Here is a 17,166-nt window from a genome sequence, read left to right on the forward strand (position 1 = left end):
TTGTTTTTATACGACAAAATTCATGCAACAGTGGTTTAAATGCAACCAAACAGCACTTACCCAGCACTTATGGCAATTTTTTGGTAACAGCAATGGAGAAAATCCCAATTATTTAACTACCATTGGCCAATGATGGGCAAAATTCAACCGCCAACAGATTATTTAGCAACAGCGAATAATTTGTTATCCCTGTTAGTTGAACTTTCATACTTTATGAGACAATTTCAATCATTAATCCTGAATATCCATACACTTAATTTGTTAAAAAATTTGTTAAAAATTACATTCTCACATACTGTAATATCGCGCAACACCTATAAGCGATCGAGTAGCTAATTCGACAATTAGCAAAGGCCACAGATTTTAGATTTGTCTTATCCACAAGCGTTAGTCTAATATGAACCAAAATCATCTAAAATTTTTTTGATGAACTTTAATCATAATTACAACAAAATTGAAAATGGATATGATGCAATGGATTCTGCCGATCGCCTTTATTGTAGCTGGTTTTGTAGCTGGAATAATTGGTGAAAAACTTATATTCAGAAAACTCGAACAATTCGTTATTAAGAAACACATTGCTGGGGGAAATATTATATTTCATTCCCTGCACCGCATGACCTTTATCTGGTTTGTAATTGGCGGTTTTTTTTGGGCAGTTCTCAGTTCTCCCCTAAGACCAGATATTGTCAATGTACTGCAAAAAATTCTCACCATAGCATTTTTGTATTCAGTGACTTTAGTTTTAGCAAGGCTGGCTGCTGGTTTTGCTAACTTATTAGTTCGGAGAACAGAAGGAGTTCCGACTTCACTAGTTTCTAATCTTGCTAAAGCTGTTGTTTTACTTTTGGGTACATTAATTTTATTACAAACTGTTGGCGTGCAAATTACACCAATAGTTACAACTTTAGGTATTGGTGGTCTAGCCGTTGGTTTGGCACTTCAAGACACATTAGCAAATTTATTTTCTGGTTTTTATTTAATTATTTCTAAACAAGTCAGAACTGGAGATTATGTCAAATTAGATGCAGGACAGGAAGGTTATGTTACAGACATCACATGGCGCAATACAACAATCAAAGAAATTTCCAATAATGTGGTAATTGTTCCAAACTCTAAGTTAGCATCAGCAATTTTCACTAACTATCATTTACCCGCCAAGGAAATCACTTTAACGATGAATGTCGGCGTTAGTTATGATAGTGACTTAGAACAAGTTGAAAAAGTGACTGTGGAAGTTGCTAAGGAAGTTATGCAAGAAATTGCACCGAAGTTAATTGCAAATGAACCATATATTAGATTTCATACCTTTGGAGATTTTAGTATAGATTTCACGCTTTATATGCGAGTCAGCGAATTTTTTGACCAGCGAATTGGCAAACATATATTTATTAAAAAATTACACAAACGCTATCAGGAAGTAGGGATTACAATTCCCTTTCCCATTAAAGAAATTTATGTGCAACATAATATGAATGGAAATTCGACTTTAAATTCTGATTAACAGGATGTTTGAAAAGTCTTCTTGGCGGGATAAAAAGTTTTAGATCCCTCTAAATCTCCCTTTTTAAGGGAGACTATGAGAGTTAAATTGCTAATGCTCGCTTTTCTAATGGTAGTTGAAAGCGATCGCCTGGTGTCGGTTCAATCACCCGCGTCGAAAGATTGTTTTTCTCCAATAGCGAACGAAATTCCGCAGCACTTCCTTTAGTCTGAATCAATTTCATCAGCAATCCTTCAAATATCACGTCTCCACCAGCTGCTGTGGGTAATATTACTTGAGGCTGTAACGATTTTGCTACATCTAAAGCGCTATTTTGTCCTTTAATAATTGACCCAAGCAAAGGTAGTGTCATGTCAATAAACGGTGTAACCACTACATCGATAGGTGCAGCTTGCTTCACTTGTGGAGAATGATACCCGTGAGGCTCATAGTATAAAGTTAAACCGCTTTCCAATTCTTTAATGAGATAACTATTTTCTACCAAAGTGGGGCCAATGGGCGAACCAGGAAAAGCCTTGATTTCAATTTGATTATCTAAAGTGAAAGTTTCACCATGAGCCAGAGTAGTTACCTGGGTGTAACCTAGTTGGTGTACTACCTTGGCTGCATTGGGAGAAGCTACAACCTTGATATTGTGGTCAAGCTGCTTGAGTGTTGGTGGGTGAGAATGGTCTTCTAAACCCTGAGATAGCAGAATTAAATCAATGTTCTCAGGTATTGGGCGATTTTGCGATCGCCAACCTTTAAATAACCAATCCAAATTACTGAAAATTAACGAATCAACTAGCCAAGGGTCGATTAATATTCGTTTCTCGCCGATTTCCAGCAGCCAGCTATTGCTGTCAAACCAAGTTAAGAACATAAAATTTTGTAAAGATAACGTCTATCTTTATTATCAATCGTGTTAGCTCTCTTGCAGGCGCTTCTAACAACTCACTTTAAATCACACATTTCTTTCTTTGCACCTTTGCGCCTTTGCGCCTTTGCGTGAGATAAAAAAGAAGTGATTTATTTACCTAAAAATAACTGTAATGTCCGATCTTGGTTTCACTCATATTGCGCTTGCAGTTAGTAATGTCGATGCAAGTATCGCATTTTATACAAAATATGCTCAAATGACCGTTGTACACCGTCGCACTGATGAAGCGATTAAATCAGATGTTGCTTGGATTAGCGACCTTACCAGACCTTTTGTGATTGTCCTCATCCAATCAACTCAAGTAGAAGGCGTACTGCTACCACAATCCCATCTTGGAGTAGCTTATCAGAATCGGGAAGACATCGATCGCCTGTGCAATGAAGCACGCATAGAGGGAGTACTGTTGGATGGGCCAAATGACTTCGGCCCCCCAGTTGGTTACTGGGCTTATCTTCGAGACCCAGATGGCCATACACTGGAAATTTCTTACGGTCAGGTAGTTCAATTTACAGTTCAAGACGCGATTAATCGCGTCTCTACAAATTAATAGGTATTACCTTTTACCAGGAGTTCGTCCACCTTCATCGTTACTACCGCCGTGGGGACGGGAATTACCTGGGTCACAGCCCTCAGCACCATTACCTATACCTTGGTTGCAATGGCGGCGTTCTCCGTCACGCTGTGTTGAAGTTTCAGTAGTTTCCTCAACTGCAACTTCCTGCCGTTGTTGTCCAACAACGTATTGTGAGGAGATATTTGCTACCCCTCCAGTGCTATAAAGTGCTTGATATAGCAAAGCAGAGACTTCAGACCTAGTTGCTATCCGTTCGGCATTCAGCAAATTCACATTGGGATAGTTAACAACTATACCGCGCTGTGTCAATGCAGCAATTAGACTGCGATGTTCGCTACTTATATTAGTTGCATCGCTGTAAACAGATAAAATCGTATCCGTAGAACCGCTGGCTTGATAATTTAAACCCTGTGCTAACGCTACCAGAATGTCGAGGCGAGAAAGGCTTTGAGTGGGATTGAAATCCTTACCAATCACAGCGTTTAAAAAGCCCATTTGGTAAACATCCCTAATGGCATTGTAAGCCCAGTATCGACTTGAGACATCCTTAAAAGCGATCGCTTGGCGGATTTTGCCCTTGGTGAACGCTTTCCGCAGCATTGCCGCAAATTGGGCACGAGTTACCGGCGCATCTGGGCGAAAAGTTCCATCCGGAAAACCTTCAAGAATTTCCATCGCTGCCAATTCGGCAATAAAATCTTTAGCCCAATGGTCTGTGGAAACATCAGAAAATCCAACTTGGAGGTTGCGAGATACCCCAACTTCGCGATAATTCATCAGCAGTTGGCTGACATCATAGCTAGAGTTATCGCTGACTTCAGTCACCCGCACCAAACTACCAGGAGTAGCTTGCAAAGCCCGTGCCAAGTCGGAACTAAAGATGCTAAAGGAGGACTGGCGGACTAAAGCGAATTCACCTTGAGTGAAAGATACAGGATAAACACTGTTTGCTTTGACTGTTGATAAACCTTCTACTTGGAATTGATTAGCTTGGAAGGCTTGGGAACCGCTAAGGAAATTAACCCTTTGATTGCTGACTTGGGTGAAATAGTCGTAGGTGGTGGTACCTGCATCAATAGTCCCATCTTGGTCAGCATCAATACCATAAATAGTGCGAATGACTCGATATTCTGTTGGTTTAGCTGACAAAATCAGGTTAACTGCGGAGTTTGCTGATAAACATTCAAATTCGCTGTAGCCAATGAAGCGGTTTTGTAGATCGTATAATCGCACAACAATGCGATCGCTAGCTTTTAACCCTTTAACAAATTTCGCTTTTTGCTTAATTTTGTATTTGTAATCACCCAAAAATCGCTCTTTTAAGAAGTTTTTGTTCTGTTTACTCTTAACAGAAACACGGGCAATTACTTCTGACAAATTACCAGATGGTTCCCAAATTGCCAGACTAAAACCTGTTTTTTGTCCCTTGACGGAAACACTATTAGTATTTACTTGAGTGCGGCTTTCTGTGGTTACAGTTTGTCGTTGGATAGTAGTAGTACTACTCCTTGTTTCTACTTCATTATCAGCTAAAATTTGTTGCTCAGTAGAATTATCAGGTATTTGGGCGACGATGGTAGAAAACCCTGAAGTTGCGTAAGCAGAAACTATTGGCGAAAATATTGCCACAAAAGTTGTAGCAAGAACTAATTTGCCCAAATGACCAAAGTTACTATGATTTGTCTTTTTCATCTCACACTACCATTCGTCTAAAAAGTCAAAGGGGTATTTGGTATCCCTAACTTATTAATCCCTGGTAATAGATAAAACTAACATCTCAATTATTTATATAGGCAAAAGGCAAGAGGCAATAGCAAAAAAAGGGTTTTGAGTTCTGCCTAGCTTTACAAAAATCAAATATTAGAATTCCTATTAATTGCATAAAAAAAATTCCGTACACTTGAATTTTCTATAACACTACCCTCTACCTGTTAACTATTGCCTTTTGCCTTTTGCCTCTTGCCTCTTGCCTTTTATCCGCAAATTCTATGGCGAGATGCAAGATTTGACGCCAGAGAACATTACTATATTTAAGAGTAGTTTATAAATCTTTATAATGACTGGAACTACAAAGCAGCCAACAACAGCTACTACCTTAGAAAAATTCTTTTGGACTTGGCAGGGCTATAAAATTCAGTATACCGTCATGGGTACGGGACGCCCTCTGGTATTGGTTCATGGCTTTGGTGCTTCCATTGGCCACTGGCGGAAAAACATCCCAGTTTTAGCAAATGCTGGCTACCAAGTTTTTGCTTTGGATCTTTTGGGTTTTGGTGGTTCCGATAAAGCACCCATTGATTACAGCGTCCAAGTGTGGGTGGAACTGCTAAAAGATTTTTGCACAGCACACATTCAGGAACCGGCTGTATTTATTGGCAACTCCATCGGCGCACTTTTGAGCTTGATAGTACTGGTAGAACATCCAGAAGTTGCTGCTGGCGGTGTTTTAATTAACTCTGCGGGTGGGTTGAGTCATCGTCCCCACGAATTGAATCCGCCGTTAAGGATTGTGATGGCAGCTTTTAATCGGGTTGTACGATCGCCAATTACAGGCAAATTTGTTTACAATCGCATCCGCCAAAAAGCTCAGATTCGCCGCACTCTTTACCAAGTTTACCGCGATCGCCAAGCTGTCACCGATGAATTAGTCGATCTACTTTATACTCCCTCTTGCGATCCAGGAGCGCAACAAGTTTTCGCCTCGATTCTCACCGCGCCTCCCGGCCCCAGCCCAGAGGAACTTTTGCCTAAAGTAGAACGTCCTCTATTGGTAATTTGGGGTGCTGACGATCCCTGGACACCAATTACTGGGGCAAAGATTTACGAAAAGGCACGTGAGAAGGGCAAAGATATCAAAATAGTTTCCATTCCCAATGCCGGTCATTGTCCCCATGATGAAGTTCCAGATGTTGTTAATGCCCAAATTGCCCAATGGTTAGGGCAAATTTGACAATTTGGCGCATAGACCAGCCACTACCCAACTTTGCCAAAGTTGAAGTAGCTGGCATTATCAAAACAAGGGCATCAGTTTGTGTTTATGCGCTTTGGGGCGAGTAGAGTAGAAATTCGGTTAACAATCTGGGTGAGTCGCTCTTAATTTTGAATTGCACCTTGACAAAATCAAACTCATGTGGTGGGTATAATGGAGCTTGATGTGTGTAATGGACATAAAGGGGTAATTCCCTTGAGTCACCATCCAGATTTTTCCCAACAAGGTTATCAAGTCATTAGCGAACTAGGACGCAACAAAGAAGGGGGACGCGTTACTTACCTAGCTAAAGTTCTCAATTGCGATCGCCAAGTAGTAATTAAAGAATTTCGTTTTGCTAGTGCGATCGTTGATTGGTCTGGTGTGAAAGCCTATGAACGCGAAATTGAAATATTGCAACAACTCAATCATTCCCGCATTCCTCGCTATATAGATTCGTTTGAAATGCCAGGGTTTTTTTATATGGTTCAAGAATATAAAAATGCCCCATCCTTAGGTTCAAAACGCAGCTTTTATCCCGAACAAATTAAGCAAATTGCTATATCAATATTAGAAATTTTGGTTTATTTACAAAAGCAAATTCCGCCAATTATTCATCGGGATATTAAACCAGAGAATATTCTAATTGATGAGCAACTAAATGCTTACTTAGTTGATTTTGGTCTAGCTAAGATACAGAATACAAAAATAGCTCTTAGCAGCTTTGTAACAGGAACTCCAGGCTTCATGCCACCAGAGGAACAATTTGGTTATCCTCTCACAGAAGCGTCAGACTTATATAGTTTGGGAGCAACGTTAATTTGCTTACTTAGTAATACCCGTTCTGTTGATATTGGTAAGTTAATTGATGATAATTACCGCTTTAATTTCCAGAAATTAGTTCCTCAAATCAGCCCACGTTTTGAGTCGTGGTTAATGAAAATGGTGGAACGCAATCGTAAACGCCGCTATGCCAATGCGACTGTTGCTTTGGAAACACTCAAGCCAATTGAGGTTGTTGGTACTGGCACTGGAATAGAAAATTTAATCAGGACAATTAAACCTTTAAAACGAGTTACTGTATTGGGAATAGCTACTGTAATGACGTTGGCTGCTTTGGCAGCAACTTTGATGAGTTGTCAACCTGGTGTTACAGTCAGGCAATTGTTAGAAAGTAAAGAATGTCAGGATTTGGATTTAAATGGAAGCTGTCAAGAAAAAACTGAATAGGAAATAGGCAATGGGCAATAGGCAATAGGCAATAGATTTTTTTCACAAATCACTGAGGATTGCTATATCAATACTTCCTATTCCCCACTCCCTATATTTATTCAGAGGTTTAATGCTAACTCGTGACTAAATTTCCCCAACCGACGTAGGGCAATTTTGCGGCTGTTGCCCGAACTTGTTCTGCGTTAGCTACTAACTGACCGCAAGCATCCCAAGTACCAGAAATGAAGGTGCTTCTTGTACCTTCACCAATGAAAACTGGGACAGTGCGATCGCCAATTTGTACTTCCAAAGTTTCCAAATTCACTGTTACATTTACTTCGGGATTGGCGGCTACTAATTCTTGTAATTGTTTGACATTAGCAGCATCGGCTGTCACACAAGGTATGCCCATTGCCACACAGTTACCGAAAAAGATTTCGGCAAAACTTTCACCGATTAATGCTTGAATTCCCCATTTAGCGATCGCTTGGGGTGCGTGTTCCCGTGATGAACCACAGCCAAAATTTCTATTAACTATTAAAATCTTCGCCCCTCGGTATTGAGGTTGGTCAAAGGGATGTTCGCCATTTAACGCTTTGCGGTCATCAATAAACGCGCCTTCGCCTAATCCATCAAAGGTAACGGCTTTCAAATAGCGGGCAGGAATAATGCGATCGGTATCTATATCATTACCCACTAAAGGTATACCGCGCCCTGAAACTGTTTTAACTTCACTCACCATATTAGGGATTGGGGATTGGGGACTGGGGCAGGGGAGGCAGGGGAAAAGGTTAAAGGGAAAAGGGAAAAGGAATAAATTTTATGTTTCCCCTTTTCCCCTTACCCCTTTCCCAATGCCCCTTTTAAAATTACAACAACTCACGCACGTCAGAGACTTCGCCTTTAATGGCAGCAGTAGCCACCATCGCTGGACTCATTAATAATGTGCGGCCAGAGGAGGAACCTTGCCTTCCTTTAAAGTTGCGGTTAGAAGAGGAGGCACTAATTTGTCTTCCTTGTAATTTGTCGGGGTTCATCGCCAAACACATGGAACATCCAGGTTCGCGCCATTCAAATCCAGCTTCGGTGAAAATTTTGTCTAGTCCTTCAGCTTCAGCTTCTTGCTTCACCCGTTCGGAACCAGGGACGACAAAAGCTTTAACTCCCTCGGCAACATGGCGACCTCTGGCGATTTTGGCAGCTTCCCGCAAATCGCTAATTCTGCCATTAGTGCAACTGCCAATGAAGCAGACATCGATTTTGGTGCCTTTGATGGGTTGACCTGGGTATAAATCCATGTAGCGGTAAGCTTCTTCGGCAACAAAGCGGTCTTCTTCTGGCAGTTCTTCCGGCTGAGGAACAAACTGGTTTACACCGATGCCTTGACCGGGAGTAATTCCCCAGGTAACGGTGGGAGGAATTTCGGCAGCGTCGAAGACCACCACATCGTCATATTCTGCATCAGCATCACTTTTAATGGATTCCCACCAAGTTACTGCTTTGTCCCAATCTGCACCTTTGGGGGCAAAATCTCTACCATTGAGGTAATCGTAGGTGACTCGATCGGGGTTGACGTAGCCGCATCTGGCACCGCCTTCGATCGCCATATTGCAGACTGTCATCCTCTCTTCCATGTTCATTTGTTCAAAGGTGGTGCCTGCAAATTCGTAGGCATAACCCACGCCACCTTTAACGCCAAGGGTGCGGATGATATGTAAAATCACATCTTTGGCATAAACACCGGGGTTAAGAGTGCCGTTAACTTCGATTTTGCGGACTTTCAGTTTGGATAGTGCGAGGGTTTGGGAAGCCAGAACATCCCGGACTTGGCTAGTACCAATACCAAATGCGATCGCCCCAAATGCACCATGACTTGAAGTGTGGCTATCTCCACAAGCGATGGTCATTCCCGGCTGAGTCAGCCCTTGTTCGGGTGCGATGACATGAACTATCCCCTGACTACCAGAACCAATATTGTAAAAAGTTATATTATTTTCTTGACAATTCTGTTCCAGCGCCTGAATCATTTCCTCCGCCAAGGGATCGACGAAAGGACGTGCCTGATTTTCTGTGGGTACAATATGGTCTACCGTGGCGACAGTACGCTCAGGGAACAGTACTTTTAAATTTCTCTCACGTAACATAGCAAAGGCTTGGGGACTAGTGACTTCGTGAACTAGATGAAGCCCGATAAATAGTTGCGTCAGCCCTGAGGGAAGTGTACCAACGGTGTGTAAGTCCCAAACTTTATCGAATAAAGTACCTTTGCTCATACGTCAATCGGTGTTTAATGAGTCAGAGTTTTCATGGTATCAAAAAAAAGTCTGACTTTTTCTATACGATTTATTGATTGACGGGATTGGGGATTGGGGATTGGGGATTGGGGATTGGGGATTGGTGACTGGGGACTGGGGAGATGGGAAGATGAGAGTGAAACTTTTGAACCTCAGAGGTTCGTCGTTGAATATTTGAGGTTCGTCGTCGAATATCTGAGGTTCGTCGTTGAATATTTGAGGTTCGTCGTTGAATATCTGAGGTTCGTCGCTGAATATCTGAGGTTCGTTGCTGAATATTTGAGGTTCGTCGTTGAATATCTGAGGTTCGTCGCTGAATATTTGAGGTTCGTCGTTGAATATTTGAGGCTTGTCGCTGAATATCTGAGGTTCGTCGCTGAATATCTAAGGTTCGCCGTTGAATATTTGAGGTTCGCCGTTGAATATCTGAGGTTCGTCGCTGAATATCTGAGGCTCGCCGTTGAATATCTAAGGTTCGTCGCTGAGTATCTGAGCTTTAAACTTCTAGTTTTCACACTCCCTCATCTTCCCATGCCCCATGCCCCATGCCCTTAGTTATTTATAGATATTCTCAAATCCGTCGAATCTCCTCTTGGAATGTTTGGCGATCGCGTTCAGCTTGTTCTCTATTTTGTTGAGTTAATTCGATGTTATGCAGTGTGATTTTTCGTAAGTAATTCACATATTAAGTTAATTGAGCGATCGCCGTAGTATTCGCTTGCTGCTGGGTCGCTACAACAGCTAAAACAGCTTGTATCCGGTCTAATCTGTCTGGTTGATTTTGGGTTATAAAAAATTCTTTTTTTGGAAGTGTGGGCGATCGCAAACTCCGATCCAAATGCGATCGCTTTAAATCTAGGCAAGAGTTTTACCACTACACTATGCTTCCAATCAAAAAGCCGCCCTGTAAGGCGGCTTTTGTTCTATCGGCTTTTGTTCTATGGGCAGTACCAGACTCGAACTGATGACATCCTGCTTGTAAGGCAGGCGCTCTACCAACTGAGCTAACCGCCCTTTTGTCTCACGATTATATAATATAGCAAAAGATTTTCCATTGCGCTAGTGTTTTTAGAAAAATATTTTTTTAACGCTTACCGCAAGCATCAGAGAATCGCAGAAACGGGAAACCCACTTTTTCAAGGGATGGGAGGATGTCAAAAAAAGACTGTTGACTGTTAAGCGTCAACAGTCAACAGTCAACATAAAATCCCATACCTTTTTAGCGGTAGGATTACTTCAATTCCTTCCTTGCCAACGCTGAATAGGGATACAGTCAATATCTAATTGATCTAAAGCACGGGCAACTACAAAATCAACTAAATCCTCGATGGTTTGAGGATTGTGATACCAAGCAGGAATAGCAGGGACAATTCTCACTCCAGTTTCTGCTAAGGAAGTTAAGTTACGCAGATGAATCAAGCTAAAAGGGGTTTCACGCGGTACAATCACCAGTTTTCGACCTTCTTTGAGTTGAACATCAGCTGCGCGTTCTAGTAAATCGGAACTCAAGCCAACTGCTAGCTTTGCCACTGTACTCATGCTGCATGGAATAATTATCATCCCCAGGGTGGCAAAGGAACCACTGGCAATTCCAGCACCAACATCACCCCAAGGATGACAGCGTAGCTTACCAGAAAGTGGGACTCCTGCTTGCTCTCGCCAGAATTGTTCTTGCCCTGTTGGTTCTGGTGGCATCCGAATTTCCTGTTCTGACTGCCAAACCATGTAAGTTGATCTAGAGGCAACCAGTTCAATGCTATATTCTGCTTCCAACAGAAATTTGATAGCGCGAACGGCGTAAATCAGACCAGATGCGCCCGATACGCCTAAAATCAATGGCTTAGTTTTATTCGACACATAAATCCTAAATGTATTTACTCTTCGTCACCATAAGGGTCGAGGTCATCAGCTTCAATGTCATTTGCTAAGTAGAGGTCTGAAATATCTTCATTAGAGCCACTACCAGCTAAACCTTTGGGTACACCATCGCTACCAACAGTTACTAAATCAATTTGCTGACGGTAATAATCGACACTCTTAACTTGTACGGCGACGCGATCGCCTAGTCGATAGGAAGCCCGATTTTTGCGACCAAAGAGTGCTTGCTGTCTAGCGCGATATTCATACCAATCATCTTTGAGAGAACTGACATGTACCAATCCTTCCACTCTCAGGGGTACGCCAGGATTATTGCTGGATTCAACCGCCTCTGCTGGTACTTCAATTTCCACAAAGAAACCGTAGGATTGAACACCGGTAATCACGCCTTGAAATACCTCACCAATCCGCTGTTTCATCAGTTGGGCTTTTTGCAGTCCTGCTAAATCAGCTTCGGCTTCTTGGACTTCTTTTTCTCGGTCATTGATTTGGACAATTACCCTAGTCAAATCGCTTTGCAGTTCTTGTTGCAGTTCTGGGGGTAAAACGTTCCAGTTAATTTCCTCGTGGCTAGAGGAGTGGCGCAAGTTAACTTTCTCTCTCACACGGGTGTTACGGCGATCGCGTCCATGTTCCAGTAGTGTATAATACACTCTCTGCATCAACAAGTCTGGGTAACGCCGCAAGGGGGCGCTAAAGTGGACATATTGCCCTAATGCCAGACCAAAGTGAGGCCCTTTGGTGGTGCTGTATGCAGAGGGTTTGAGAGTATCTTGCAACAAATAGGTAAGAACTTGCTCGGAAGCAGATTCAGCAAAAGCTCTAGTCAAATGTTGATAATCTAAAGGTTGAATATCTGCTTCTGGGTCTAGGGTGAGGTCAACGCCTAAATTGATTGCCAATTTCAGCATTTCTTGGACATCTTCGATATCGGGTGTGCCTTGGACTCGCCAGATAGCAGGAACACCAAGGGCGTTTAAGTGAGTCGCCATCAGTTGATTAACTAGCAGCACCAACTCAGTCAGTAGCGATCGCACTGGTAAATCATTTACCACTACAGCTCCCAGAATTCCCTCATCATAATACGGGTTTTGGCTGGGTGGGAGATTCAACTGGAGGCTACCACGATTTAACCTTACTTGTCTTAAATCTCTTTGCAAAGCTTGGAGATTTTGCAAGATTTCCAATACCTCTGGGGATTGATTGTGAAATTCACCTGCAAGAATTTCTTCGGCTTGTTCTGTGGTTAGTGCAGTCTCGACTTTGATGACGCTGGGTTGAATTTCCCACTCTACTATTTGTCCTGATTTGGGATCGATGGTAATTAAGAAAGAGATGGTTAAGCGATCGCTTCCCGGTACTAAAGAACAGCGTTCTGCCACAATTGGGGGCAACATTGGCAGTATTAATTCTCCCAAATACACTGATTTGCCTCGTTTGAGTGCTTCTCTATCTAGAGCTTCATCAGGTTGCACATAGTGAGAAATATCAGTGATATGAACTCCTAAAAGCCAATTTCCGCTGGGGTTTCTTTCTAAACTAAAAGCGTTTTCGATTACTTTTGTGTCTCCATTTACACCTTCAATGGTGATAGTAAACACATTACGTAAATCTAAACGATTTTTCAGGTCTGCTTTTAAGAGTTTTTTGGGCAACTTGCCAGCGGCTTCCAAGACGTTATCCGGGAAACCACGAGATAGATCGTGCTTACATGTTACCAAATCTATATCAGCAGCCGCTTCGGCATCACTGCCGAGGATTTGCACTACCCTACCCAAGGGGGGGTATTGAGCTAACGGATAACGCAAGACTTCCACATGGGCGAGGTGATCGATGGCGTCTTCTAATTTTGCACCATTAGGCTGAATCTTGAGTTCAAACAGCAATCGGTCGTCTAGAGGTACAGCCCGAAAACCGCTTTCTACTTGCTTAATTCGTGCCAATAATGTGTGGTTGGAACGTTCTAAGATGAGCTTCACCTCTCCTTCTGGAGAGCGACGCCGACTGCCTTCTTTGAGAACTCTTACCAAAACGCGATCGCCATTCCAAGCATTACTCAGATGACTTTCACGAATGTAAATATCCTCAGCACCTTCCACATCTTGAATCGCAAAGCAAAAACCTTTACTAGAACAACGGAGTTTTGCTTCGATGATTCCCTCTTCCATAACACGGCGATACTTGCCGCGTTCTTTCACCAAAATACCGATTTTTTCCAGAACATCTAAGGCTATGTGAAGCTTTTGTAAACTTTTTTCATCTTCACAACCAAGTTTCTTTTCCAAAACTTTACGAGCCACCAATTTATCATCGGTGAAATTGGCAAGGAGTGTAGCGATTGAAAATTCCATGCAGTGAACCGACCTTTGGTCAAAACATCATTTTTTTAATCTGGTTCTTTCCTGTATGCCCTCACCAAAGAAGGCGAAAAGTGACCTCTGCCGATTGACAAAGGGTAAAGGAGAAAGGGGAAAAAGACCAGTCTTAAGACCTTTCCCCTTTTCCTTTAAACCTTTCCCTTCTTCTGTTTTCCCTTTCACCTTTACCTTGATTAAGAGCTTAAAGGGTTTTGAAGGCTTACAGAAACAAGCTGGAAACGAATTGCCCTGAGGCAAGGCTTCCTAATTTCCAAGGAAAGGAAGCCAACCTACCTTGCGGGAAACTGCTCTTGAAGTTGTGTTGAGCCGAAGAAGCCGACCAACGAACAACTCTGAGCGTCTTATTGGACTTCTCACTGCACGATGCTCTCAGAGTTTGCTTGGTTTAAATTCCTTCATCTAACTAAACTTAGAAAGTACGCCTGATAGAGATTTAGCCCCGCTAGGTAATTACGCGACGGTTTTTGAGAAGCTGGGTTTGGAGAATCCATACTGCCCAAAGCGCTATGCAGGGGAGCCACTGCGGTCTTGGGGTCTGACGCCACTCCCTTCAAGCCGGGGAACCCGTCCAACGGGGTGGCTCCCCAAGTGGAGGAGCCAGTGCGGTCTTGGGGGTTTCCCCCATGAGCAAGTGGCGTGGTTTCTTTCCCCCATGAGCAACTGCCGTCAAGCGGCGTGGAAACTACAGGTGTTTGATTGTCTAGATTGAAGGTAATTTTACGCCATTAGACTCTGATTTTTAACTAGGAGGAACTGCTGGTAAACCCAATTTTTCCACACGTAGAATCGGTAACAATTAGGCGAGCAGCTTAATAAGCAGTGAGGGCGAACCTTATCTACATTATTGTAGATTTAGAGCGCACTTCCAGAAAATAGTTATAGACATTAAGTTGGGTAAATAGTATAGCATTACAGATAAAACTACCCAGGTAAGTTGACACTAGCCAAAAATTTCCTCAAAAAAGAGCTACTGCTACAATTGGGACACGGGGCAAAGCAAGAATATTACTTTAGAGCATTGGGCATGGGGAGTTCTGAGTTCTAAGTTAGGAGTTAAAAGTTAAGAGTAAAAGTTATTCTTCCCCTACTCCCTCATCCCCCCCATCTCCCCATCTCCCCATTCCCCATTCCCTTTAGATTGGTAACAGTACTATGTTGGCTCAATTCCAGAGCTTGTATCCCAACGGCAGCCTGATTTCTGAATTAGTCCAAATTTTTCAAGGAAAATATATTGTTCGGGCAAGCGTACAAATTGAAGGTGTAACCCGTGCTACGGGTATGGCAGCAGCAGAAACAATAGAAGCAGCAGAAGACCAAGCCAGAACCAGGGCGTTGACGGTTTTGGGAATCAGTAATGCACCACAGGAATCAATTTCTCAAACACAACCAAATTCTTCGTTGAACGCTAAAGGAGGATTGAGTGAGTCTACTCATTCTTCTGCAAAAAATGAAGATTTTGTTGCTCCTCAGTGGTCAGCTGTTAGCGAAAAAGAAATATCCACACCATCCTCCAAACAAAAGAATATCAAACTAGAACCAGTAACAAACGAAAATTTAGATCTGCCAACGGCTAGCAGCAGAATAGAACTGACACCTGACACGCCAAGCACAAACGATACCTACAGCCAAGATTTAGGTCGAGAGTTTGCTTTGACTGCTAACGGACAACTAGAATTCGATCCGCCAGCCGAAAATTTGCAAATGGAATCTGGTAAACAGATAGAAAATCCAACCTTTCCAGGGATTTCTGCCAGTAATGTCACACCATTTACACCCCGGAATTATAGTGCTCAAGAGGATGCAGTTCCGCAAATAAGTACAAGCAAGAGAAAGAAAAAAGCTGAACCCGTAGATTTATCTGATGTAATTGCCAAAACAGATGTCGAACTTCAGCGCTTAGGCTGGACACCAGAACAAGGACGGGAATATCTGATTAAAACTTACGGCAAGCGGGGGCGTACTTTGCTGAGTGAAGAAGAATTACACGGATTTCTTAGATATCTCCAATCTCAGCCAGACCCGATAGCAGGATTTTAGTGAGTCATTTGTCTTTTGTCATTTGTGATTTGTAAGGACTAATGGCAAAAGACGCAGGCTCTTTTAATTTCTCTAAAGTAATAGCTCAAAAAATAGATGTTGAAATGCAGCGGTTAGAAACTTATGGGAAGCGATCGCCTAGTTTATTGACTGAAGTAGAATTACTAAACTTCCTCGAATACCTCCAATCTCAGCCAGAAGACCCATTAGACATCTAGTGAAATTAATTCTGCGTTACGCAAAACCCTTGTAGAGACGTAGCATTGCTACACCCTTGTAGAGACGTAGCATTGCTACGTCTCTACATTGATTTTCATCAGATGTCTATTAGCCGGATTTTAGTATAGTTATGAGTGCTGAGTTGAAATTCTGCTCAGCACTCAGCACTTTAAACTAGGGCTACCGGACGGCTACCAGCAGCGTGGCGGTCAATTACTTGGTCAATCAAGCCATAATCTTTAGCTTCTTCTGGCGACATAAAAAAGTCGCGTTCGGTATCTTCAGCAATACGCTCAATTGGTTGACCTGTGTGTTCAGCTAAATACTCATTTAGCCGCCGTTTGTGGTAGAGAATTTCCCGCGCCTGAATTTCAATCTCAGTCGCCTGTCCTTGAGCGCCGCCTAGAGGTTGATGAATCATAATTCGAGAATGAGGTAGACTCATCCGCTTACCCTTGGCACCAGCGCTGAGGAGGAAAGCGCCCATACTGGCCGCTAATCCGGTACAAATGGTACAGACATCAGGGCGAATTTGTTTCATAGTATCAAAAATCCCCATACCAGCCGTCACCGAACCACCGGGAGAATTGATATACATATAAATGTCTTTCTCCGGGTCTTCAGCATCCAAATACAGCAGTTGGGCGACAATCAAGTTGGCGAGATTGTTGTCAACTTGTTGTCCCATAAATATGATGCGCTCACGCAACAGCCGTGAGTAGATGTCAAAGGCGCGTTCACCTCGACCCGATTGTTCAATAACGATAGGAATCATTGGAAAGGTGTTTGTGGCTATATTAAATACATTTTATCGATGAGAACAGGAAACTGGAGTCGATCGCTCCTGTTCTCTGGGAGATTAGGAAATAGAATTCTAACCCTTTTAATCGTTAGTTGCACTCAGGGCACTTTTTAGACCTAAAGGCTGTCTTTCAAAATGTCCCTGTTTAGGGAAGAACAATCAAAAAACTCCGAGTGTTGCCAAGGTCATATCTCAACGTTTTTTGTATGACTTTGGTCATTTAGTGATTTGACTTGTTGGGAAATTCTATTAAATGAAGGTAACATTTTAAACATTTTTTCAGAATTTACCTCGACATTTGTCAAATTATTTTTGTTAGATTCGGTAAATCGATAGTACGAGGTGTATTTAGAATAACCAGTCCTAATTGAAATGCTATCC

15 protein-coding genes and 1 tRNA gene are annotated in these 17,166 nt (G+C 42.4%); 7 read left to right on the top strand and 9 right to left on the bottom strand.

Annotation, left to right across the window (positions count from 1 at the left end; translation table 11 throughout):
- Positions 1-466 precede the first annotated feature (466 nt).
- Entirely contained in the window at positions 467-1,504 is a 1,038-nt protein-coding gene (locus H6H03_RS03910) for a mechanosensitive ion channel family protein (RefSeq protein ID WP_190953844.1), read from the top strand.
- 82 nt (positions 1,505-1,586) lie between these two features.
- Here H6H03_RS03910 and H6H03_RS03915 read toward each other — a convergent pair whose 3' ends face one another.
- The gene (locus H6H03_RS03915) at positions 1,587-2,366 is read right to left on the bottom strand and encodes an MBL fold metallo-hydrolase (RefSeq protein ID WP_190953845.1); all 780 of its coding nucleotides are present in this window, start codon (positions 2,364-2,366) and stop codon (positions 1,587-1,589) included.
- Positions 2,367-2,535: 169 nt separating this feature from the next.
- Between H6H03_RS03915 and H6H03_RS03920 the strand changes: the two genes are divergently transcribed.
- Positions 2,536-2,970 carry a VOC family protein gene (locus H6H03_RS03920; protein ID WP_190953846.1) on the top strand — a complete coding sequence of 145 codons (435 nt, stop codon included), beginning with the start codon at positions 2,536-2,538 and terminating at the stop codon, positions 2,968-2,970.
- A gap of 6 nt (positions 2,971-2,976) precedes the next feature.
- On the opposite strand, the gene H6H03_RS03925 is transcribed toward H6H03_RS03920, so the two are convergent.
- Complete coding sequence (locus H6H03_RS03925; protein WP_190953847.1) at positions 2,977-4,689, bottom strand: S-layer homology domain-containing protein; 1,713 nt, start codon at positions 4,687-4,689, stop codon at positions 2,977-2,979.
- Between the two features lie 364 nt (positions 4,690-5,053).
- On the opposite strand from H6H03_RS03925, the gene H6H03_RS03930 reads away from it, so the two are divergent.
- Together H6H03_RS03930 and H6H03_RS03935 are read left to right on the top strand one after the other, a co-directional pair.
- Entirely contained in the window at positions 5,054-5,947 is an 894-nt protein-coding gene (locus H6H03_RS03930; protein WP_190953848.1) for an alpha/beta fold hydrolase, read from the top strand.
- Positions 5,948-6,139: 192 nt separating this feature from the next.
- Positions 6,140-7,195: a serine/threonine protein kinase gene (locus H6H03_RS03935; protein WP_190953849.1), complete on the top strand. Its 1,056-nt coding sequence runs from the start codon at positions 6,140-6,142 to the stop codon at positions 7,193-7,195.
- Between the two features lie 115 nt (positions 7,196-7,310).
- Here H6H03_RS03935 and leuD read toward each other — a convergent pair whose 3' ends face one another.
- Both leuD and leuC read right to left on the bottom strand, forming a co-directional pair.
- A complete protein-coding gene (gene leuD, locus H6H03_RS03940; protein ID WP_190953850.1) occupies positions 7,311-7,919 on the bottom strand; it encodes a 3-isopropylmalate dehydratase small subunit in 609 nt (202 codons plus the stop codon).
- Between the two features lie 127 nt (positions 7,920-8,046).
- Positions 8,047-9,450 (bottom strand): 3-isopropylmalate dehydratase large subunit, encoded by a 1,404-nt coding sequence (gene leuC, locus H6H03_RS03945; protein WP_190953851.1) that lies wholly within the window; start codon positions 9,448-9,450, stop codon positions 8,047-8,049.
- Between the two features lie 93 nt (positions 9,451-9,543).
- Between leuC and H6H03_RS03950 the strand changes: the two genes are divergently transcribed.
- On the top strand, positions 9,544-10,026 hold the full coding sequence (locus H6H03_RS03950; RefSeq protein ID WP_242057722.1) for a hypothetical protein: 483 nt from the start codon (positions 9,544-9,546) through the stop codon (positions 10,024-10,026).
- Between the two features lie 130 nt (positions 10,027-10,156).
- Here H6H03_RS03950 and H6H03_RS03955 read toward each other — a convergent pair whose 3' ends face one another.
- From H6H03_RS03955 to H6H03_RS03970, 4 genes are all read right to left on the bottom strand, one after another.
- A complete protein-coding gene (locus H6H03_RS03955; RefSeq protein ID WP_190953852.1) occupies positions 10,157-10,309 on the bottom strand; it encodes a hypothetical protein in 153 nt (50 codons plus the stop codon).
- Positions 10,310-10,412: 103 nt separating this feature from the next.
- A tRNA-Val gene (locus H6H03_RS03960) sits at positions 10,413-10,485 on the bottom strand.
- A gap of 222 nt (positions 10,486-10,707) precedes the next feature.
- Entirely contained in the window at positions 10,708-11,328 is a 621-nt protein-coding gene (locus tag H6H03_RS03965; RefSeq protein ID WP_190953853.1) for a flavin prenyltransferase UbiX, read from the bottom strand.
- A 17-nt stretch (positions 11,329-11,345) separates the two neighbouring features.
- Positions 11,346-13,700: a ribonuclease R family protein gene (locus tag H6H03_RS03970; protein ID WP_190953854.1), complete on the bottom strand. Its 2,355-nt coding sequence runs from the start codon at positions 13,698-13,700 to the stop codon at positions 11,346-11,348.
- A 1,179-nt stretch (positions 13,701-14,879) separates the two neighbouring features.
- Here H6H03_RS03970 and H6H03_RS03975 point away from each other — a divergent pair.
- Positions 14,880-15,764 (top strand): hypothetical protein, encoded by an 885-nt coding sequence (locus H6H03_RS03975; RefSeq protein ID WP_190953855.1) that lies wholly within the window; start codon positions 14,880-14,882, stop codon positions 15,762-15,764.
- Positions 15,765-15,805: 41 nt separating this feature from the next.
- Positions 15,806-15,982, top strand: coding sequence for a hypothetical protein (locus H6H03_RS03980; protein WP_190953856.1), 177 nt, complete (start codon positions 15,806-15,808; stop codon positions 15,980-15,982).
- 170 nt (positions 15,983-16,152) lie between these two features.
- Here the strand turns inward: H6H03_RS03980 and clpP are convergent, their stop codons facing one another.
- A complete protein-coding gene (gene clpP, locus H6H03_RS03985) occupies positions 16,153-16,758 on the bottom strand; it encodes an ATP-dependent Clp endopeptidase proteolytic subunit ClpP (RefSeq protein ID WP_190953857.1) in 606 nt (201 codons plus the stop codon).
- Positions 16,759-17,166: the final 408 nt, after the last annotated feature.

The organism is Nostoc paludosum FACHB-159 (assembly GCF_014698835.1).
GTDB lineage: Bacteria > Cyanobacteriota > Cyanobacteriia > Cyanobacteriales > Nostocaceae > Nostoc > Nostoc paludosum.